General features: G+C 56.2%; 18 protein-coding genes and 1 tRNA gene. 8 read left to right on the plus strand and 11 right to left on the minus strand.

Annotation, left to right across the window (positions count from 1 at the left end; genetic code table 11):
* Nucleotides 1-7 precede the first annotated feature (7 nt).
* The 4 genes from PAG01S_RS15500 to PAG01S_RS15515 form a co-directional block, all read right to left on the minus strand.
* On the minus strand, nucleotides 8-301 hold the full coding sequence (locus tag PAG01S_RS15500; RefSeq protein ID WP_010252030.1) for a DUF1330 domain-containing protein: 294 nt from the start codon (nucleotides 299-301) through the stop codon (nucleotides 8-10).
* Between the two features lie 10 nt (nucleotides 302-311).
* Complete coding sequence (gene yghU / locus PAG01S_RS15505; RefSeq protein WP_010252027.1) at nucleotides 312-1,175, minus strand: glutathione-dependent disulfide-bond oxidoreductase; 864 nt, start codon at nucleotides 1,173-1,175, stop codon at nucleotides 312-314.
* A gap of 218 nt (nucleotides 1,176-1,393) precedes the next feature.
* The gene (locus PAG01S_RS15510; protein ID WP_010252025.1) at nucleotides 1,394-2,272 is read right to left on the minus strand and encodes a sugar phosphate isomerase/epimerase family protein; all 879 of its coding nucleotides are present in this window, start codon (nucleotides 2,270-2,272) and stop codon (nucleotides 1,394-1,396) included.
* Between the two features lie 18 nt (nucleotides 2,273-2,290).
* Nucleotides 2,291-3,334: a Gfo/Idh/MocA family protein gene (locus tag PAG01S_RS15515; RefSeq protein WP_022625251.1), complete on the minus strand. Its 1,044-nt coding sequence runs from the start codon at nucleotides 3,332-3,334 to the stop codon at nucleotides 2,291-2,293.
* A gap of 330 nt (nucleotides 3,335-3,664) precedes the next feature.
* On the opposite strand from PAG01S_RS15515, the gene PAG01S_RS15520 reads away from it, so the two are divergent.
* From PAG01S_RS15520 to PAG01S_RS15530, 3 genes are all read left to right on the plus strand, one after another.
* Entirely contained in the window at nucleotides 3,665-4,690 is a 1,026-nt protein-coding gene (locus PAG01S_RS15520) for a LacI family DNA-binding transcriptional regulator (protein ID WP_010252022.1), read from the plus strand.
* A gap of 150 nt (nucleotides 4,691-4,840) precedes the next feature.
* Nucleotides 4,841-5,758 carry a TIM barrel protein gene (locus PAG01S_RS15525; RefSeq protein ID WP_062759355.1) on the plus strand — a complete coding sequence of 306 codons (918 nt, stop codon included), beginning with the start codon at nucleotides 4,841-4,843 and terminating at the stop codon, nucleotides 5,756-5,758.
* Nucleotides 5,759-5,768: 10 nt separating this feature from the next.
* A complete protein-coding gene (locus tag PAG01S_RS15530) occupies nucleotides 5,769-6,938 on the plus strand; it encodes a Gfo/Idh/MocA family protein (RefSeq protein WP_010252017.1) in 1,170 nt (389 codons plus the stop codon).
* 100 nt (nucleotides 6,939-7,038) lie between these two features.
* Here the strand turns inward: PAG01S_RS15530 and PAG01S_RS15535 are convergent.
* The 6 genes from PAG01S_RS15535 to aspA all read right to left on the minus strand — a co-directional run bounded on the left by PAG01S_RS15535 (nucleotide 7,039) and on the right by aspA (nucleotide 12,766).
* Nucleotides 7,039-7,114: transfer RNA gene (locus PAG01S_RS15535), tRNA-Phe, on the minus strand.
* A 107-nt stretch (nucleotides 7,115-7,221) separates the two neighbouring features.
* Entirely contained in the window at nucleotides 7,222-7,797 is a 576-nt protein-coding gene (gene dicD, locus PAG01S_RS15540) for a division control transcriptional repressor DicD (RefSeq protein ID WP_010252014.1), read from the minus strand.
* A gap of 63 nt (nucleotides 7,798-7,860) precedes the next feature.
* The gene (locus PAG01S_RS15545) at nucleotides 7,861-9,561 is read right to left on the minus strand and encodes a protein-disulfide reductase DsbD (RefSeq protein WP_010672019.1); all 1,701 of its coding nucleotides are present in this window, start codon (nucleotides 9,559-9,561) and stop codon (nucleotides 7,861-7,863) included.
* Nucleotides 9,537-9,851 (minus strand): divalent cation tolerance protein CutA, encoded by a 315-nt coding sequence (gene cutA, locus PAG01S_RS15550; protein ID WP_010672018.1) that lies wholly within the window; start codon nucleotides 9,849-9,851, stop codon nucleotides 9,537-9,539. The genes PAG01S_RS15545 and cutA overlap by 25 nt, the downstream gene beginning before the upstream one ends.
* A 65-nt stretch (nucleotides 9,852-9,916) precedes the next feature.
* Nucleotides 9,917-11,218 (minus strand): anaerobic C4-dicarboxylate transporter, encoded by a 1,302-nt coding sequence (locus PAG01S_RS15555; RefSeq protein ID WP_033759606.1) that lies wholly within the window; start codon nucleotides 11,216-11,218, stop codon nucleotides 9,917-9,919.
* A gap of 111 nt (nucleotides 11,219-11,329) precedes the next feature.
* A complete protein-coding gene (gene aspA / locus PAG01S_RS15560; protein ID WP_010251996.1) occupies nucleotides 11,330-12,766 on the minus strand; it encodes an aspartate ammonia-lyase in 1,437 nt (478 codons plus the stop codon).
* 328 nt (nucleotides 12,767-13,094) lie between these two features.
* Between aspA and PAG01S_RS15565 the strand changes: the two genes are divergently transcribed.
* The 5 genes from PAG01S_RS15565 to PAG01S_RS15580 all read left to right on the plus strand — a co-directional run bounded on the left by PAG01S_RS15565 (nucleotide 13,095) and on the right by PAG01S_RS15580 (nucleotide 17,033).
* Entirely contained in the window at nucleotides 13,095-13,556 is a 462-nt protein-coding gene (locus PAG01S_RS15565) for an FxsA family protein (RefSeq protein ID WP_010251992.1), read from the plus strand.
* Nucleotides 13,557-14,016: 460 nt separating this feature from the next.
* On the plus strand, nucleotides 14,017-14,310 hold the full coding sequence (locus PAG01S_RS15570; protein ID WP_010251990.1) for a co-chaperone GroES: 294 nt from the start codon (nucleotides 14,017-14,019) through the stop codon (nucleotides 14,308-14,310).
* Between the two features lie 49 nt (nucleotides 14,311-14,359).
* Nucleotides 14,360-16,009, plus strand: a complete 1,650-nt coding sequence (groL, locus tag PAG01S_RS15575) for a chaperonin GroEL (RefSeq protein WP_010251987.1) — start codon at nucleotides 14,360-14,362, stop codon at nucleotides 16,007-16,009.
* 217 nt (nucleotides 16,010-16,226) lie between these two features.
* A complete protein-coding gene (locus tag PAG01S_RS21835; protein WP_010251985.1) occupies nucleotides 16,227-16,382 on the plus strand; it encodes a YegP family protein in 156 nt (51 codons plus the stop codon).
* 303 nt (nucleotides 16,383-16,685) lie between these two features.
* A complete protein-coding gene (locus PAG01S_RS15580) occupies nucleotides 16,686-17,033 on the plus strand; it encodes a DUF4156 domain-containing protein (RefSeq protein WP_010251983.1) in 348 nt (115 codons plus the stop codon).
* 53 nt (nucleotides 17,034-17,086) lie between these two features.
* Here PAG01S_RS15580 and epmB read toward each other — a convergent pair whose 3' ends face one another.
* Nucleotides 17,087-18,115, minus strand: a complete 1,029-nt coding sequence (gene epmB / locus PAG01S_RS15585; protein WP_062759356.1) for an EF-P beta-lysylation protein EpmB — start codon at nucleotides 18,113-18,115, stop codon at nucleotides 17,087-17,089.
* Nucleotides 18,116-18,141: the final 26 nt, after the last annotated feature.

Raw genomic sequence — 18,141 nt, forward strand, 5'->3', positions numbered from 1 at the left:
TGCATCTTTACTTAGCCACACCTTCTACCAGCACCACGCGATAGTTCGCGCCTTTCAGACGGTGCGCTTTGGCAGCCTGATATTCCGGGCTGTCATACCAGGCATGTGCGGCTTCGCGGCTCGCGAATTCCAGAATCACCACGCCTTCCGCTTCCTGTCCTTCCAGCGTTTCCAGTTCGCCATAAAAGGCGAGAGGATTGATCTGATGATCGCCGCGAGCCTCGCCCGCTTTCTCGGCATAGATCGCCATTTCGTCCTGGTTCAGGGTGTTATCACGAATAAATACAACATATGCACTCACAGATCTCTCCTTAAGCTTTTTTATCCTGGGTTTTGGTATCGAAGTCAGCGGCATCATGACGCTCGTGCAGCTGATCGGCCGGGTCGCCCATGACACGATTGACCTTGCGGCCACGAATTACAGCAGGTCGCAGCGCGATCTCTTTCGCCCAGCGCACTACATTTTTATAGGACTGCACATCCAGGAATTCGGCACCGCCATACTGATCATTCAGCACCATGTTGCCGTACCACGGCCAGGTGGCGATATCAGCGATGGTGTAGTCATCACCGGCCAGATAGCGGTTATCTGCCAGCTGACGATCCAGCACGTCGAGCTGACGCTTCGCTTCCAGCGTGAAGCGGTTAATGGCGTACTCAATTTTTTCTGGCGCGTAGTGATAGAAATGACCGAAACCACCGCCGAGGTAAGGCGCTGAGCCCTGTAACCAGAAGAGCCAGTTCAGGGTTTCGGTGCGGCCAGCGATATCTTTCGGCAGGAAGTAGCCATACTTCTCCGCAAGATAGAGCAGGATGTTGCCCGATTCAAATACCCGAATCGGCGGCGTTGCTGAGTGGTCGCTCAGCGCCGGGATTTTCGAGTTCGGGTTTACGTCGACAAAACCGCTGGAGAACTGATCGCCTTCGCCGATACGGATCAGCCAGGCATCATATTCCGCATCGTTGACGTTAAGCGCCAGCAGTTCTTCCAGCAGGATGGTCACTTTCTGGCCGTTAGGCGTGCCAAGCGAATAGAGCTGTAAAGGATGCTTGCCGACCGGCAACGCTTTTTCATGGGTGGGACCAGCGAACGGACGATTAGTTTTAGCGCCGTTACCTTTGGCTTCAGGGTCCCAGGTCCAGACTTTTGCGGGCTGATATGCATTTTCCGACATAATGAAAGTTCGCCTTATGGTGTGGTATTGGTCTGGAGTGTAGCAGGTGCTGCGAAGGGGGTTTAACTCTGCTGGCTGCGCAAGGCCGTGCTGCAGGGGGCTGATGTCAGGCGGGCAGCGGCACAGGAGAAAAGTGAATAAAAGTGTGTCAGGCAGGTGGTTCGTTATCCTGAGCGGAGGTGGCCGTGCAGTCAGCAGCGACTGCACGGCAGGCAGGGTTACAGCAGTTCACGCTCAATCAGTTCGCGGGTTTCTACCGCCTGAACCTTCATCTTTTCCGGGTAGCCAAACAGAGACGCCGCGATGATCGGTTCACCGCCGACTTTATAACTGCGGGTGGCAAAGCCGGTGTCGCGCAGCGTTTTAAACAGGGTGTCGAAGTCCACTTCGCCTTCGCCCACGCCGACATGCTGGTGAATGGTGGCATCCACCCCTGGCGGGTTAACGATGTAGCGACAGTGTTTTGTATGGTTCATGGTGTCGGCGATCAGCATGTGTGACAGATCGTCACCGGCATACTCCAGCATCGGTTTCACATCACCTTTGCCTTTGTCATAAAAGAAAGTGTGTGGTGCGCTGTAGATATACTTCACGTTATCGCTGCGAAACGACTTCACGATATCCACAGTTTCGTTGTTCTCTTCGCAGAAATCCCACGGATGGGCCTGGATTTCGACGCGGATGCCTTCACGTTCGATGATCGGCAGCAGCTCTTCCATGGAGCGATAGAACATCTCTTCACAGATTTCCGGCTCGTTAGGCGTGCCGGAGAGTTCGGTGTTGATCACCTGCACACCCATCTCAACCGCGATCTCGATCATCCGCTTCCAGTTCTTCACCGCCGCCTGACGACGCAGCTCATCCGGGCCGGACCAGCGATAGACCACAATAAACGAGGAGATCTCCAGCCCGGTGGCGTTTAACGCATTCTTATACTCGGTGATGATTTCACGGCTGGCTTTAGGATGCTTATAAAACGGGTTGATCTGCGGATGCGGCGACTGTTCGATATATTTGTATCCCCAGTCGGCCACCTGATGAACCATACGGGTGATGCCTAAATCTTTAATCACATCCACATCAAAAGCGATTTTCATCTTTCTGCTCCGGGCACATTAAGGTTGCTGTTCTTCATTGAAGGTCACGCCAATCTGCTGCCTGACGTTGTCCATCGCGGCCAGGGTGGTAATCGCCTGGTCAAGCGAATGGATGGGTGAATCGATCCGGTTCTGACCGATACACCAGGCGAAGTGGTTAATTTCATGACAGAGCTGTTCATAGCGGCTGGCAGGCTCCTGCCACTGCAGGCGATGACGCCGATCGCTGGAGGTCAGGGTGAAGTTACCGGGCGCATAGAACTGGCCCGCCAGTTCCAGCGTGGCCTCGCGTCCGGCGATCACCGCGCCGCCTGGCGTGTTGCTGAACAGGGTGGTATTCAGCACCGAATGCATGCCGTGCTGATGGGTAAACAGCATCGACGTCTGACCGTTTACACGCCCATCCGGGACGGACTGGCCCCGGGCGACGATCGTGTCAGGCGCACCGCCGCCAACAAACACGCTAAGCGCCACCAGATAGCTGCCCAGATCCAGCATCGGGCCGCCCGCCAGATCGGCATTGAAGATGCGATGGTCCGGGGTGAAAAACTCGCCATGATCGGCAATCAGGGTGTGAACATCGCCGAGCACGCCATCCTCCAGCAGCTGACGGATAACGTCATATTTCGGTGTGAAGTTGCACCACATCGCCTCCATACAGAGCAGGTTCGCGGCAGCTGCGGCCTGTTTAAGCTGTGTCGCCTGTTGAGCATTCAGCGCCAGCGGCTTTTCAATCAGCAGATGCTTTCCGGCGGCAATCGCGCGCAGACCATCGGGAAAATGGTGGTTGTGGGGCGTGGCGATATAGACCGCATCAACATCCTCCCGCGCCAGCAGCACGTCGATACTGCCCGTGGCATGGCTGATTGACCATTTGTCAGCAAAGGCCTGCGCTTTTGCCGGGTCACGCGCAGCCACCGCCGTGATCTGCTGGTGGGTATGCTTGCGCAGTGCATGGGCAAAATGGTCGGCGATCCAGCCCGGCCCGATAATGCCCCAGCGCAACTGTGGTACCTGGCTGGCAGCGGTCAGGCGTGGAACCGGAAGCGTTGAAGGGAACATAACTTTTCCTTTTATACGTGCAGGCAGGTGCTGCTCAGGGCTCCACTATAGAAAGCCCGCCGTCGTCGCTCTAACCTTTTAATGATGTAATCCCATCAACCCGATCGGCGCAGGATTTTTATCCGTTTTAGCAAATGGGCGTTTTAAAGAGAATGCAGAAAGAAATGAATGTTTCATTTTGCGAGGACGATCAAGATTAACGCTGAATTTCTATCAAATAAATGAGAGGAAATGGCTTTGCCGCGATAGAGTGTTGATGTCTCAGACAACAGAATATTTAGGCGTAGCCGTCAGCCAGCGCTACAGAGAGCAGAAGCAGGGAGAAGGATGATGTCAAAAGTGACGATGACCGCTATTGCGCAGGCGGCGGGCGTGGGCGTGGCCACCGTGGATCGGGTGCTGAATGGACGCGCGCCGGTGCGCAGCGTGACCGAGCAGAAAGTGCTGGCTGCGGCCCGCGAGCTGGGCTATCACCTGACGCAGGCACACATCCGGACAACATCGCCGCTCGCTGCGGCAACAGTTCGCGTGAGCTTTATCCTGCTGCCTGCCCGTTATTCGTTTTATCAGCAGCTAGGCGAGGTGCTGAAACAGCAGCTGAAGGCGCAGCAGCCACAGGGCAGCGAACCTGAATTCTGCTGGCATGATATTCATGAAGTGGAGGCGGTGGCGCACTCGCTGCGTCTGCTGGCACAGCGCAGTGATGTGATTGCGCTGGTGGCGCTGGATCATCCGCTGATTCGTCACGCGATTCAGGATGTGTCCCGACTGGGCGTACGGGTTTACGCGCTCTTTTCTGATTTCTCGCCCTGTGAGCATGCGGGGTTTATCGGCATTGATAATCAGAAAGCGGGACGTACGGCGGCCTGGATGGCACAGCATCTGCTGCGTCAGCCGGGATGCGTTGGGGTGCTGCTGGGCGATCACCGCTTTACCTGCCAGGAGAGCAGCGAGATCAGTTTCCGCTCTTACCTGCGCGAGTCAGGCATCAGCCAGCGGGTACTGGAACCGTTAAAAACGCATGAGTCGGGTGAAGGGGGCTATCAGGCGACCCGGCAGTTGCTGGACACCCATGATGATCTGGTGATGATTTATGCGCCCTGCGGCGGCATAGAGGGCGTGGTGCAGGCGCTGCGTGACAGCGGACGCAGGCAGATCGATCTGCTGTGCCACGGTCCGCTGCCCGGCGATGAGCTGGCGCTGATTGATGGCACCATTACGCTGATGTTGCGCCATCGTATTGATGCCATGGCTGCGGCGGTGATCGCCACCTGCCTCAACAGCCGGATGGAACAGCGCGACCATTTTGCTCAGGTGACCGTACCCTTTGAAATCGTGACGCGTGAAAACCTGTAGAAAGAGCAGGTTAGCGGGTATTTGATAGAAAACTATCATATAAAGAAATATTTAAACGCGATCTCTATCAAAAAATGAAACTTTCATTGTTGTCTGAGATGAAATTTTCATTTGATACTGCCAGCAGTTCTCACTGCACAGGCAGATATCATGACCTTTCACATTGCTAATGCGCCCTGTAGCTGGGGCGTCGACGATCCCGCTAATCCCTGGCTGCCGCCATGGCAGAAAGTCCTGACCGAGGCCGCTCAGGCTGGCTATCCCAGTATCGAACTTGGCCCCTGGGGCTATCTGCCAGCGGATGCAGCCGAACTGACCCGGCAGCTTAATGCGCATCAGCTTTCGCTGGTGGCGGGTACGATTTTTGATGATTTGGTCAGTGAAGCGCATTTCCCTGAACTGGTCACGCTCACCCACAACCTGTGCCGTACCCTGGCCAGCGTACCAGCCGCCGTCAAAACGCCCGGCGCCAGCGCGCCTTATCTGGTGGTCATCGACTTCGGGAATCCGGAGCGGGCGAAATATGCCGGTCAGTCAGAAAAAGCGCCACGGCTCTCCGCTGACGACTGGCAGCGCATGATGCGACACATCACCATTCTGAGTGAGATTGCCTGGCAGGAGTATGGCGTGCGACCGGTGATCCATCCGCATGCGGGCGGCTGCATTGAGTTTGCCGATGAGCTTGCGCGGCTGGTCAGTGATATTCCGCATCAGGTGGCTGGTTTATGTCTGGATACCGGCCATCTCTATTACGCCGGGATGGATCCGGTCGCTTCACTGCAACAGTACTGGACCCGCATCGATTACCTCCACTTCAAAGACGTTAACCAGCGGGTCTGGCGAGACGCCCTCTCTCGCGGACTCGACTTTTTCACTGCCTGCGCGCAGGGGGTGATGTGTCCGCTGGGGCAGGGCGCAATTGACTATCCGGCGGTGCGCGCACTGCTGACTGAGCGTAACTATCAGGGCTGGATCACCATCGAACAGGAGCGTGATCCGCGCCATGCCGACACCAGTCTGCGGGATGTTAAAGCCAGCCTGGACTATCTCCGATCAACAGGATTTTGAGGACAACAGCATGATTAACGGTAAAAAAGCGGCTAATCGCTCGCTGCGCTGGGGCATGATCGGCGGCGGCGGCACCAGCCAGATTGGCTATATCCATCGCTCTGCGGCACAGCGTGACGGAAACTTTGTGCTGCTGGCGGGGGCGTTTGATATTGATGCCGCACGCGGGCGTGAGTTTGGTCAGGCGCTGGGTGTGGCACCGGACCGCTGTTATCCCGATTATGCCAGCCTGTTCGCCGGGGAAGCCGCGCGTGAAGATGGCATTGAGGCGGTGTCTGTCGCCACGCCTAATAATACTCATTTCGCCATTTGCCGCGCGGCGCTTAATGCCGGGCTGCATGTGGTGTGCGAGAAGCCCCTCTGTTTTACGGTCGAAGAGGCGGATGAGCTGGAGCAGCTGAGCCGGGAGAAGCAGAAGGTTGTTGGCGTCACCTACGGTTACGCCGGGCATCAGCTGGTTCATCAGGCCAGGGAGATGATCGCCGAAGGGGCTCTGGGTGAGATCCGCATCGTTAACATGCAGTTTGCCCACGGCTTCCATAATGAGGCGGTGGAGTTGCAGAGTGAAAGCACCCGCTGGCGGGTCGATCCGCGCTTTGTCGGCCCGAGTTACGTGTTAGGCGACCTGGCGACGCATCCGTTGTTTATCGCAGAAACGATGTTGCCACAGCTGAAAGTGACCCGTCTGCTCTGTTCGCGTCAGAGCTTTGTCGCGTCGCGTGCGCCGCTGGAGGATAACGCCTTTGTGATGATGGAGTATGACAACGGCGCGGTCGGCACGTTATGGGCGTCGGCGGTGAATGCCGGATCGATGCACGGGCAGAAGATTCGGGTCGTCGGATCGAAAGCCAGTCTGGAGTGGTGGGATGAGCAGCCGAACCAGTTGCGCTATGAAGTGCAGGGCGAGCCAGTGCGCATTCTGGAGCGCGGCATGGGCTATCTTAATCCGCGCGCGCTGGAAGAGGACCGCATTGGCGGAGGGCATACCGAGGGGTTATTTGAAGCCTGGTCCAATCTTTATCGTCGCTTCGCACTGGCGATGGATGCCACCGATCGCCGTGACACCGACTTCCTGCAGGATTTCTGGTATCCCGACGTGCATGCCGGATTAATGGGCGTGCGCTGGGTCGCGCAGTGCGTGAAATCGGCGGATGCCGGTGCAGTGTGGGTGGCGTGCTGAAGCAGAGGGCGAGCCACAGGATGTGGCGAGTGTATCGAACCTTCGATAACGGGTTCGTTCCACAAAAGCAAAAACCCGCCAGAGGCGGGTTCTTTAAATATGGTGCCCGAACCCGGAATCGAACCAGGGACACGGGGATTTTCAATCCCCTGCTCTACCGACTGAGCTATTCGGGCAACGGGGCGCATTAAACCGTAAAGGCCGCGGGTCGTCAACGGCTTTCACTAAAAAACCCCTGGAAACGTGACTGATTGCCTGATTTTCAGTCAAAGCGGGTAAAACCTCAGGCCAGCGCGCCATTTTTACGGCACAGCGCGATGCTGTAAACATCCTCCGCCAGCCGCTGTGCGGTGGCGACATCCTGCACATTGCGCTTCACCAGCAGCTTGCTGAGGCAGCCTTCAAGAATCAGCTCCATCTGATCGGCCACCATGCTGGGGTTGTCCAGCGCCTGCTCCACCAGAATGTCGTGGGTGAACTGCCATGAGCCGCGTTTCTGCTGTTCGGCTAGTTGATGGATGGGCTGATCGGGCTGCGGGTAGAAGCTGCAGGCGGCGATAAACAGGCAGCCAGGAAAGCGTCCTTTGCTGACCTGCTCACTCAGGACCTCATAGCGTGCCATGAGCTTCTGGTCGGGCGACAGCGATTCATCCAGCAGGATCTGGCGTCGCCAGGTATCAATCTGCTGCCCGTGATAGCGCAGTGCATCGTAGAGCAGGGCGTCACGATCGGGCCAGAACTGCTGAAGCTGGTCACGGGTTAATTCGGATCCCGCCAGGGTTTCCAATGAGAGGGTGGCGGCGAGGCCGTTCTGTTCAAGCACATTCAATGCATGCTCGAGTATCTGTTCACGCTGCAAGTGACTCTCCTCTGGTATGCAGGCCCGGTAAGGCACCGGGCAATGACCTGACTCCAGTGTTGTTTACGGGGTAAGTTTCTGCAAATGCGCCCGGAACTCGGCGGCATTGAGAAACCCGGTGATGCGCGATCCGGCGATTTCGCGGCCCTGCGCATCAAAGAACAAAATCGTCGGTAAGCCCAGCACCTGAAGGTGCTGCAACAGCGCGTTATCACTGGCGTTGTTGGCGGTGACGTTGGCCTGTAGCAGCTGTACCTGACTCAGGCTATCGCGCACGGCGCTGTCACTAAAGGTATATTTTTCAAACTCTTTGCAGGCGACGCACCAGTCAGCGTAGAGATCGACCATGGTGATGCGGCCGCGGGCCTGCTGCAGCGCGCTATCGAGCTGCTGCGGCGTCTGGATAGTATGGAACGGCAGCGGTGCCACAGCCTGCTGCTGCGCCGGTCCGCCAAAGGCCCAGTCCTGCAACGGGCGTGCGCTGATCAGCGCAGCGGCCAGCATGATAATCTGCACTACGCGCCACTTACCGCTGCTGGCGCGCAGGCTGACGCTGAACGCCCAGCCAAAGAACGCCAGGCCGAGCAGGCTCCAGAGCCGCAATCCCCACGCATCGCCCAGCACCCGCTCCAGCAGGAAGACCGGCAGCGCCAGGATGACAAAACCAAAGCCCTCTTTAACGGTTTGCATCCACGGGCCGCTTTTTGGCAGCAGCCGGTTGCCAAACAGGGTCACGGCGATCAGCGGTAATCCCATTCCGACCGCATAGAGCCACAGCGTCCCGGCACCGGCCCACAGATTTCCGCTCTGCGCGATGTAAAGCAGAATGGCGCTGAGCGGGGCCGTGGTGCAGGGCGAGCAGATCAAACCTGCCAGCGCGCCCATCAGGAAGACGCCGGGCAGCGAGCCACCCTGCTGACGATTACTCCACAGGGTCAGGCGGGTTTGCAGGCTGGCGGGCAGTTGCAGCGTAAACAGGCCGAACATCGACAGCGCCAGCACGATAAACAGCAGTGAGAGCGTGAACAGCACATAAGGATGCTGCAACGCGGCCTGGAAGCGCAGGCCCGCTGCCGCGACGACGACTCCCAGCAGCGTGTAGGTCAGCGCCATCCCCTGCACATAGACCATCGCCAGCGCGAACAGCCGGCCCAGCGAATAGTGGCGCTGACCGCCAAGGATAATGCCGGAGATCAGCGGATACATCGGCAGTACGCAGGGCGTAAACGCGACACCGATACCAATCAGTAGCGCCCAGAGCGGCGAGAAAGGCAGCGGGCTGGCGGGCGCGGGCTGAGCGCTGACCGGCGGCGGTGCGCTGCTGGCGGTTACCGCACTTACCGGAACGCTGCGCGTCTCTGGCGGATAACAGAATCCGGCGGCGGCACAGCCCTGATAAGTCACACTGAGCGTGGCGCCGCTGGCCGCCTGTTGCAGCGTCACCGGCAGCGTCAGATCCTGCGGATAGATTTCACTTTTGCCGAAGAATTCATCTTCATGCGGCTGACCAGCCGGCAGCGTTAACGGCGCGATGGTCGCGTTCTGCGGTGTGATGTGGATCTGCTGGCGATAGAGGTAGTAACCCGATTTCACTTTCCAGTGCAGGTTGAGCTGCGCGCCCTGCTGGTCGAAGTCAAAAGTAAAGGCCTGATCGACCGGCACAAAGCGACTGGTCGCCGGATTTGAAAAGAGTGAAGCGTGCGCCTGCAGGCCGATAAACAGCGTCAGCAGAAGCGTAATTAAGCGAGAGATGCGTGCAGCCATGACAAGTATTCACTGTCTCCATATTGAACCGGCAGCGCCAGCAGTTCGGGCACATCGTAAGGGTGAGCGTCTTTGAGCAGATCACACAGCGCCTGCTGATGATCGCTGTCGCATTTCAGCAGCATCTGGACTTCGCTGCTCTGCTCCATTTTTCCCTGCCAGAGATACCAGGAGGTGGCGCCCGGCAGCAGTGTGACACAGGCCGCCAGCCTGGCTTCCAGCGCTAAGCCAGCAAGGTGCTCCGCCGTGGCCTGATCGGGCGTGGTGCAGAGGATCACGACAGCATTCATCCTGTGACTCCTGTTTTAAAGAGCGCCGATGATAGCACGCTCCATCCGTAACACGAGGAGTGTGCTTATAGCAGCAATCCGCCAAAAACGAAGCCAGAGAGCACCGACAGCGCAATGGCGATCACGCCGGGAATGATAAAGGCATGGTTAAACACATACTTGCCAATACGGGTCGAGCCGGTGTCATCCATCTCAACGGCGGCCAGCAGGGTCGGGTAGGTCGGCAGTACAAACAGCGCCGAAACCGCCGCGAAGGAAGCGATGGCAGTAAGCGGCGTAACGCCCAGCAGCAGCGCGGCGGGCATCAGCGCTTTGGTGGTCGCAGCCTGCGAGTAGAGCAGCATCGAGGCGAAGAACAGCACCAGCGCCAGCATCCACGGATAGGTTTTCAGCGTGTCGCCCGCCAGCATCTGAATCTCCGCCAGATGTGCCTTCACAAAGGTATCGCCCAGCCAGGCGACGCCCATTACGCAGATACAGGCGCTCATGCCGGACTTAAAGGTGCTGGCGCTGAGGATTTCGCTGGTGTCGAGTTTGCAGGTCAGGCTGATCAACGTGGCGATGGTCAGCATAAACACCACAATCGCTTCATTGCGTGGCAGCGGCGGATTAACGATCAGCCCGACGCTGGCGCTGGTCGCGGTGGCATAAAGCACCACGGCCACAATGCCCGTCAGAAACAGCAGCACCGATTTTTTCGCGCCCGGTTTTGCCTGGTAGAGGCTGGCGCCGCGCAGCGTGACTTCGCCTTTGGCGAGACGCGCCTGATAAACCTCATCATCCTTTAGCTCACGGCCTAAGAAGTTAGTCACCAGAGCCGCCAGGAAGAGGCCCACCATGGTTGAGGGGATGGCAATCGCCAGCAGCGTGATATAGCTGACGCCGCGCGGCTCAAGCAGGGTGGCGAAGAAGACCACCGCGGCTGAAATGGGTGATGCGGTAATCGCGATCTGCGAAGCCACTACCGCAATCGACAGCGGCCGGGAAGGGCGAACGCCTTGCTCTTTCGCCACTTCGGCAATCACCGGTAATGTTGAGAACGCGGTATGTCCGGTACCGGCCAGCAGCGTCATCAGGTAGGTCACCAGCGGGGCCAGCAGCGTAACGTGGCGTGGATGGCGGCGCAGCAGGCGTTCCGCCAGGCTCACCAGATAATCCATGCCGCCTGCCACCTGCATGGCGGCTATCGCGGCGATCACCGCCATGATGATTTCAATCACATCGAACGGAATAGCGCCGGGTGCCATGCCAAATCCCAGCGTCAGGATCAGCACGCCCATTCCGCCTGCGAACCCGATACCAATGCCGCCAAGACGTGCGCCCAACCAGATCGCCATCAAGACGATAAGCAGCTCAACCACAAACATGAATGACTCCTGAAAGATAAACCGGTAATAGCCGGGTGTGCTGTTTAACAAAAAAAAAGGCACACCGTGTTGATCGCGGTGTGCCTTTGGTTAACCAGCGTCGGTTAAACCTTACTGTTCGTTTTCATCAGTATAACGTTTGGCTTTATAAACCGGGTACATCAGGTTCTGCACCGAGAAGATATCGTCCAGCTCACTTTCCGTCAGCAGGCCGCGCTCCAGCACGACTTCACGTACGCTTTTACCGGTTTCCGCACAGATTTTACCGACGATGTCGCCGTTGTGGTGGCCGATGTAAGGGTTGAGGTAAGTCACGATACCAATCGAGTTGAAGACATAGGCTTCGCACACTGCGCGGTTGGCGGTAATGCCGTTGATGCACTTCTCCAGCAGGTTGTAGCAGGCGTTAGTCAGAATGCTGATCGACTCAAACAGCGCCTGACCAATCACCGGCTCCATCACGTTGAGCTGCAGCTGGCCCGCTTCAGAGGCCATCGTCACGGTGATGTCGTTGCCAATCACTTTGAAGCAGACCTGGTTTACCACCTCCGGTACAACCGGATTGACCTTGGCGGGCATGATAGAGGAACCTGCCTGCAGCTCTGGCAGATTGATTTCATTCAGGCCAGCACGCGGGCCAGAGGAGAGCAGGCGCAGGTCGTTACAGATTTTAGAGAGCTTCACCGCCAGACGTTTCAGCGATGAATGGACCATCACATAGGCGCCGCAGTCGGAGGTTGCTTCAATCAGATCTTCCGCTGGCACCACCGGCAGGTTGCTGACTTCCGCCAGACGCTGTACCGCCAAATGCTGATACCCTTCCGGCGTGTTGAGGCGGGTGCCGATGGCGGTCGCGCCCAGGTTCACTTCCAGCAGCAGTTCCGCGGTGCGCAGAATGCTTTTGGTCTCTTCGTTCAGCAGTACGCTGAAGGCGTGAAATTCCTGCCCGAGGGTCATCGGCACGGCATCCTGCAACTGGGTACGGCCCATTTTCAGGATGGTCTGGAACTCATCGGCTTTGTGCTGGAAGCCTTCGGCCAGCTGGCTGATGCCATCAAGCAGTTTCAGTAGCGAGCTGTAGACCGCGATGCGGAAACCGGTTGGGTAAGCGTCGTTGGTGGACTGGCATTTGTTCACATGATCGTTGGGGTTGAGATACTGATATTCCCCTTTCTGGTGGCCCATCAGCTCAAGGCCGATGTTCGCCAGTACTTCATTGGTGTTCATGTTGACCGAGGTCCCGGCACCGCCCTGATAAACATCCACGGGGAACTGGTCCATACAGCGGCCGTTGTTGAGCACTTCGTCGCAGGCCTTAATGATGGTATCGGCAATATTGCGCGGGATGGTCTGCAGCTCTTTGTTGGCCATCGCCGCCGCTTTTTTTACCATCACCATGCCGCGGACAAATTCAGGTATGTCGCTGATTTTGCTGTTGCTGATATAAAAATTCTCAATCGCACGCAGAGTATGAACGCCATAATAGGCATCCGCCGGAACTTCGCGCATACCTAACAGGTCTTCTTCGATACGAATGTTGTTCGCCATGATAACCTTCTTGTTGTTGCCGCTAACCATCACAAAGGATGTGTTTATTTTGTCGTGGTGTACCCGTGCCGACATATTATCCGTCTTCATAGGGGCGTGTGCGATCATATTCTGATGCATATGAAAAGCACGCATGCAGATCACTTAATGCTGCAGCCTGGTTAACGATATGTGAAGTTGGTTACAAAATTAACCCCGCAGGATAAATTTGACAGGATCGGTTGAAAATGGCGGCGCGGGTGCCCATCTCTTTTCTTATCATCCTCAGGATGAACGCTTTCTGCTGACCGGCACGCTGCCGTTCAGCCCCTACTTACAGGAGAGTACGGTGCGCTGGATACCGTTATTAGTCTTTTTCGTTCTGGCCTGGATTGAGATTTCCCTCTTCATTCAGGTTGCACACGTCATGGGCGTGCTGCTTACCATGCTGCTGGTGGTCTTCACCTCGTGCATCGGCGTCTCGCTGGTCAAAAATCAGGGCATGAAAAACTTTATGCTGATGCAGGAGAAGCTGGCACGTAATGAAAGCCCGGCCAATGAGATGATCAAAAGCGTGTCGCTGATCATCGCCGGTTTCCTGCTGCTGCTGCCTGGTTTCTTTACCGACCTGCTGGGCCTGCTGCTGCTGCTGCCACCGGTGCAGAAACATCTGACGCTGAAGCTGATGCCTCATCTGCGCGTCTGGCGGGGGCCGGGAGCCGGTCCAGACAGCGGCTACACCATGGATGGCGAGTTCGAGCGTAAAGACAGCGATCGCCTTGAGCATCATGACGATCACAAGGATCGTTAACCGCAGCTGTCACCTCTGAAAGCGCAACCTACGGGTTGCGTGAGATTGTTGAAAAGCCTGACCCGGCCAGCTGTGAGACCGGAGCCGCACAGGGAACAGGGTCAGATCGGAAAGTCGCAAAATCGTCATCCATGACTTCTCGGCCCGCGCCATCCGTGGCGCGTGACGCTTTCCTCTTCTGACCCTGTTTCCTGCGCCCTGAGCTTAGCCGTTGCTGCCAGGGTCATCCTGTACTGAGTTTGTCAGCACGCTGGCGCAACCTACGGGTTGCGTTTTTTATCTGCCCCATCATCTGTTCAAAAAGCCATCACTTATCACTCACAGGTAAAAAATTTGTTGTCCGCCCCCTTGAAAGTGGGTGGCAGCGGCCCTATCTCTCTGGTCACGAGGCCGGAAGCCATGCAGCCCGGTGTTCAACCCCAAAACTGAATGATTGGACTTCTCAAAGGAGAGCTATCAAATGAAAATTCGTCCATTGCACGATCGCGTTATCGTCAAGCGTAAAGAAGTTGAAGCTAAATCAGCTGGCGGCATCGTGCTGACCGGTTCCGCAGCCGGTAAATCCACCCGTGGTGAAGTACTGGCTGTCGGCAATGGCCGCATCCTTGAGAGTGGCGACATTAAGCCGCTGGACGTGAAGGTTGGCGACATCGTGATCTTCAGCGAAGGTTACGGCGCGAAAACCGAGAAAATCGACAACGAAGAGGTGCTTATCATCTCTGAGAGCGACATTCTGGCCGTTGTTGAAGCGTAATTTTTACGCGTAATTCACTGAACGAAACGAATTTAAGGGATATTTAAAGATGGCAGCTAAAGACGTAAAATTCGGTAATGACGCACGCGTAAAAATGCTGCGTGGCGTGAACGTACTGGCAGATGCAGTAAAAGTTACCCTGGGTCCTAAAGGCCGTAACGTAGTCCTGGATAAATCTTTTGGTGCACCGACCATCACTAAAGATGGTGTTTCTGTGGCACGTGAAATCGAGCTGGAAGACAAGTTCGAGAACATGGGCGCGCAGATGGTGAAAGAAGTTGCCTCTAAAGCGAACGACGCTGCGGGCGACGGTACCACCACTGCAACCGTACTGGCACAGTCTATCATCACCGAAGGCCTGAAAGCGGTCGCAGCGGGTATGAACCCGATGGACCTGAAGCGCGGTATTGACCAGGCTGTTATCGCTGCGGTTGAGAAACTGAAAGCGCTGTCTGTTCCTTGCTCTGACTCTAAAGCGATTGCGCAGGTAGGTACTATCTCTGCTAACTCCGATGAAACCGTGGGCCAGTTGATTGCTCAGGCGATGGAGAAAGTGGGTAAAGAAGGCGTGATCACCGTTGAAGAAGGCACCGGCCTGCAGGATGAGCTGGATGTGGTTGAAGGTATGCAGTTTGATCGCGGCTACCTGTCACCTTACTTCATCAACAAGCCAGAAACCGGTGCGATTGAACTGGAATCTCCGTTCATCCTGCTGGCTGACAAGAAAATCTCTAACATCCGTGAAATGCTGCCAGTGCTGGAAGCCGTTGCGAAAGCCGGCAAACCACTGCTGATCATCGCGGAAGATGTTGAAGGCGAAGCGCTGGCAACACTGGTGGTTAACACCATGCGCGGCATCGTGAAAGTGGCTGCGGTTAAAGCACCAGGCTTCGGCGACCGTCGTAAAGCTATGCTGCAGGATATCGCTATCCTGACCGGTGGTACCGTAATCTCTGAAGAGATCGGTATGGAACTGGAGAAAGCGGCTCTGGAAGATCTGGGCCAGGCAAAACGCGTTGTGATCAACAAAGACACCACCACCATCATCGACGGTGTGGGTGAAGAAGCGACAATTCAGGGCCGTGTAACCCAGATTCGTCAGCAGATCGAAGAAGCAACGTCTGACTACGACAAAGAAAAACTGCAGGAACGCGTAGCGAAACTGGCAGGCGGCGTAGCCGTTCTGAAAGTAGGCGCAGCAACTGAAGTTGAAATGAAAGAGAAGAAAGCCCGCGTTGAAGATGCGCTGCACGCAACCCGTGCTGCCGTTGAAGAAGGTGTGGTTGCTGGTGGTGGTGTGGCGCTGGTTCGCGTGGCAGCACAGCTGGTTGATCTGCGTGGTCAGAACGAAGATCAGAACGTCGGTATCAAAGTTGCGCTGCGCGCGATGGAATCTCCACTGCGTCAGATCGTTTCTAACGCCGGTGAAGAGCCATCTGTTGTCGCTAACAACGTGAAAGCGGGCGACGGTAACTACGGTTACAACGCGCAGACTGAAGAGTACGGCAACATGATCGACTTCGGTATCCTGGACCCAACCAAAGTGACCCGTTCTGCTCTGCAGTACGCGGCCTCTGTTGCGGGTCTGATGATCACAACCGAATGTATGGTCACTGACCTGCCAAAAGGCGACGCACCTGATTTAGGCGGCGGCGCTGGCGGTATGGGTGGCATGGGCGGTATGGGCGGCATGATGTAATTGCCGTTGACTGCTTAAGTCATCAAAGAACCCCCGATCGGAAACGGTCGGGGGTTTTTCTTTTTCAGCGTCTGAATGCTGGCAGCAGCAGGAAAAACCCATTAACTTTTTTTATGTTCTGCATCATGGTTTAGTCAGGGCGGGATGCTCTAACGTGGATCCCGGCGCAAAATAGCGCGCTCTGAAAGGGATAAACAACAGATTAAGGAAAATTAAAATGCACGATAAATGGGAATTTTATAAGGACGAAGCACACAAGTGGCGCTGGAGAAGAACGGCGCCCAACGGCAATATTACCGGCGCCGCCAGTCAGGGCTACGTTAACAAAGCCGATTGCATCGAAAATGCACGACGTAATGGCTACACCGGTTAAGGGCATCACGCTCTGACATCACCCCCGATCGGAAACGGTCGGGGGTTTTTCTTTTGGGTGGGAAAATAGTATAAGTAAGGCGCAATCGTTCGTCTTTCCTCTTGATATGTCACGCTGTCTGCGGCTGCGCCGACTGATCGACTGGCTTCATTTTATTCACCAGCATCGGCACGCTTGCCAGCCTGCAAGCGGCGTGAAATATTGAGACGATATAACGGGATAAGGGCAATGAATGTGCAGAAAGAAAAATCCTTTTTCTGCTACGCTGCCACCCGACTCTGATGATAATAAATGGGGATTACAATGCGGATTAACCTCTTGCTCGGACTGACGGCTGGCGCGTTATTGCTGGCGGGCTGCAGCAGCTCTACGCAACTCTCTTCAGCAGGACAGCGCGTGACGTTCACCGATCAGCAGCCTGGCAATACCTGTCAGCTTCTGGGCAATATTACCGGCTCACAGAGCAACTGGCTGAGCGGTGCGGGCGGCGAAACCAGCGCACTGCGTGGCGCAGCAAACGACCTGCGCAATCGCGCAGCGGAGATGGGCGGTAACGTGATTTATGGGGCAACCAGTCCGACGCAGAACCTGTTGTCCGCGTTCGCGCCACTCGACAGCAAAATGACCGGCCAGGTCTACAAGTGCCCATAATGTGAATCAGGCAGTCTGCCAAATTGAACCGGCCAGCCTTTTACTGGCCGTTTTTATTCCTGACGTAACTGTAAATCTAACGGTGTTTTACTTGGCTCTCCGCCAATTTCACGCGCCAGCTTTGGCACCAGATAGCCGGAGACCTGTGACAGTAATGCACGCACCAGCTGGCGGGCCTCGTCATCTGACACAAAGAAATGCGCCGCACCCTGTACCTTATCCAGCACGTGCAGATAGTAGGGCAGAATGCTGGCATCAAATAGCGCATTGCTCAGGGTGGCCAGCGTCTGCGCATTATCGTTGATGCCACGCAACAGGACGCTCTGATTCAGCAGGGTCACTCCAGCACGCTTCAGGCTGCTCATCGCCTCACGCAGCTCATCATCAATCTCCTGCGCATGGTTGATGTGCGTCACCATCACCACCTGCAGATGCGTCTCGCTGAGCATCTGACAGAGCTGATCGGTAATGCGCGCCGGTATCACCACCGGTAAACGGCTGTGGATGCGCAGACGTTTCAGATGCGGGATCTGTTCCAGCGCGGCGATAAGCCAGGCGAGCTCATGATCTTTCGCCATCAGCGGGTCACCGCCGGAGAAAATGATCTCATCCAGCTCGGGATGATCGGCGATATAGTCCAGTGCAGCCTGCCAGCTACGCTTGTTGCCGGGATTATCCTGATAAGGGAAATGACGACGGAAGCAGTAGCGACAGTTGACGGCGCAGCCGCCTTTTACCAACAATAAAGCCCGGTTTCGGTATTTATGCAGCAATCCAGGTACAACGTTGCTTTGTTCATCGAGCGGATCGGTGCTATAACCTGGCGCATCAGTGAATTCCTGGCGGCGGGTCAGTACCTGAAGCAGCAGCGGGTCGTGCGCATCGCCTTTTTTCATCCGGCGGATGAACGCATGCGGTACACGTAAGGCGAAAAGACGCCGCGCATCCGCACCTTCAGCCAGCTCAGTGTGCTGATCAAGGGCTAAAATCCGCAGTAATTCATCAGGTTCGGTGACAACATCCGCAAGTTGCTGCAACCAATCTTCTCTGGAAGGTGTTTTTAGGGTTACAATGTGTGCCATTTTTTTGGCTTAGTACCAGTGTCAAT

The sequence above is a fragment of the Pantoea agglomerans NBRC 102470 genome, assembly GCF_001598475.1.
Lineage (GTDB): Bacteria > Pseudomonadota > Gammaproteobacteria > Enterobacterales > Enterobacteriaceae > Pantoea > Pantoea agglomerans.